The sequence below is a fragment of the Corallococcus llansteffanensis genome, from assembly GCF_003612055.1.
GTDB classification, from domain to species: domain Bacteria; phylum Myxococcota; class Myxococcia; order Myxococcales; family Myxococcaceae; genus Corallococcus; species Corallococcus llansteffanensis.
Map to the genome: position 1 here is coordinate 1 of NZ_RAWB01000955.1, position 1,876 is coordinate 1,876.

Genomic DNA, 1,876 nt, shown 5'->3' on the forward strand with positions numbered 1-1,876 from the left:
CGCCCGTCCTCCCAGCGACCTCCGCAGCCGGGACGCGGTGTCCCCCGCCTCCACCACCTCCTCCGGCCGGCCGCAGCCCAACACCGCCACCACCGGGCGTGAATCGGACGCGGCCAGGCCCAGCCGTCGCCGGGCCTCCTCGCGCGACAGCAGGGCGTCCGCGTCCAGCAGCAGCCACGGCAGGGTCCGCACCGCGCGCGGGTGGTGCGCGAAGGGCGCGTCCTCGCCGGGCACGACGAGCCGCTCGAACGCGTCCACCGCGCGGGCCACGTCGAAGCGCTCCACGTAGACGGGGTTCAGGTCGCGGTGCACCAGCACGCGCGGCGCGCGCACCGTGGGCAGCAGCGCGGCCAGCTCCCCCGCGAGCCCCCGGGGGAAGGTGTCCACCACCAGCACGTCGCACGGCGAGGCCGTGAGCCACGCCGTCACCGCCGCCACCGTCGCGGGCTTGTCCAGGCGCGCGTCCAGCCGGTGCACGACGGCGCCCGGGCCCAGCAGCGACTCCAGGGGCAGGCCGGGGGCGAAGGGGCTGTTGGTGAGCAGCTCCACCGCGTGCCCCCGGGCCACGGCGGCGCGGGCCAGCGCGGAGGCGCGCGTCAGGTGCCCCAGGCCACCGCCGAGCGCATACAGGCGCCAGTGCTGACGTCGCACGGCCGCTCAGCTCCCGCCCAGGTCCTCCTCGAAGGAGGCGTCGTCCTCGCGGCGCAGGCTCTCGCCATCTGCCTCGGTGAAGTCGTTCTTGTCGTGCGAGCCGCCGGCGGTGGTCCACGCGCCCCGGCCGTAATAGCCGTAGTCGTCGTAGTAGTAGCTCGGGTCGTCCTCGTCGTAGTCGGAGCTGGACGCGTCGCGGTTCTCGTCACCGTTGTCCGCGGTCCGGGCGCACGACACGCAAACGGACTCCGCGCCGTCGAGCATGCGCATGTGCAGCGCGCACACCGGCTTCTGGCAGCGCGTGCACTGCGTGGCCGCCGCCCGCTCACACGGGTGGGAGAAGAGGAAGCCGGACGTCTCCAGGCAATGCTCGGCGGACGAGAAGGATGGGGACATGGCGGAAGGCTCAGGGCGACGGGGCGCCAGGGGAGGACTGGAGGCGGAAGAGCAGGGCCATGCGCAGGGGCAGCTCCAGCGCGGCGAAGCCCAGGCACGCGGCGGCTTCGGGGGGCACCGGCGTCTTGGTGGCGAGCACCGTGTTGCCGGACGGGTCGCGCAGGGACAGCTTGCCGTCGCGCACCTTCACGCGGATCTCCTCCGCGCCGGACGCGCCCTTCACGGACGCGCCCGCCCCTTCGGCGGACACGGTGTAGAGGACGGCGCCCTGGGCGTCGGTGAGCTTCCAGCCGGAGCCCTCGCGCGCGAGCGTGTAGCGCACGGTGGCGCGCGCGGCGTCCTTCACCTGGAACACGTCCGGGCCGCCGGTGACGTACGCCAGCACCGCGTCGTCCGGACCGGACACCTTGAGCTCGCCGCCCTTCCACTTGTAGCGCGCGACCTCCTTGTCCTCGCTGTCCACCAGCTTGGCGCCGTCGTCCTTGGGCTTGAGCGAGAAGCGCTCGCGGTCGTCGCCGTCCTTGAACTTGAGCTTGGCGCCGGCCTCCTTCGGCTCCGCGGCGGTGGCGGCCGCGCCCTGGGAGGTCGGCGCGGCGCTGTCGTTCGAAGCCGGAGCGCCCCCTTGCGAACACGCCGAGGCCGCGAGCACACCCAGGCCCACGAGAAACAGGACACGCAGCTTCATGGAGTGGCCCTCGCGTCCCCGCGCTTGCGCAGGGAGCTGGAGAAGTTGAGCACCTGGTAGAGGCTCAGGAGCATCATCGTCGCGGTGCGCGACGCGTCCTGCGGCGCGGGGGGCGCTGGAGCCTTGGAGCCCCTGCCCTTGCTG

3 protein-coding genes are annotated in these 1,876 nt (G+C 73.8%); all 3 read right to left on the minus strand.

Annotation, left to right across the window (positions count from 1 at the left end):
* A partial coding sequence (locus tag D7V93_RS42420; protein WP_120648613.1) for a glycosyltransferase occupies positions 1-651 on the minus strand: 651 nt, incomplete at its 3' end.
* A gap of 6 nt (positions 652-657) precedes the next feature.
* Complete coding sequence (locus D7V93_RS42425; protein WP_120648614.1) at positions 658-1,047, minus strand: hypothetical protein; 390 nt, start codon at positions 1,045-1,047, stop codon at positions 658-660.
* A 10-nt stretch (positions 1,048-1,057) separates the two neighbouring features.
* A complete protein-coding gene (locus D7V93_RS42430; RefSeq protein ID WP_120648615.1) occupies positions 1,058-1,732 on the minus strand; it encodes a hypothetical protein in 675 nt (224 codons plus the stop codon).
* Positions 1,733-1,876: the final 144 nt, after the last annotated feature.

Bases quoted from the DNA above. Each gene is read 5' to 3' on its own strand.
- D7V93_RS42425 (WP_120648614.1), bottom strand. From the start codon at position 1,047: ATGTCCCCATCCTTCTCGTCCGCCGAGCATTGCCTGGAGACGTCCGGC.
- D7V93_RS42430 (WP_120648615.1), bottom strand. From the start codon at position 1,732: ATGAAGCTGCGTGTCCTGTTTCTCGTGGGCCTGGGTGTGCTCGCGGCC.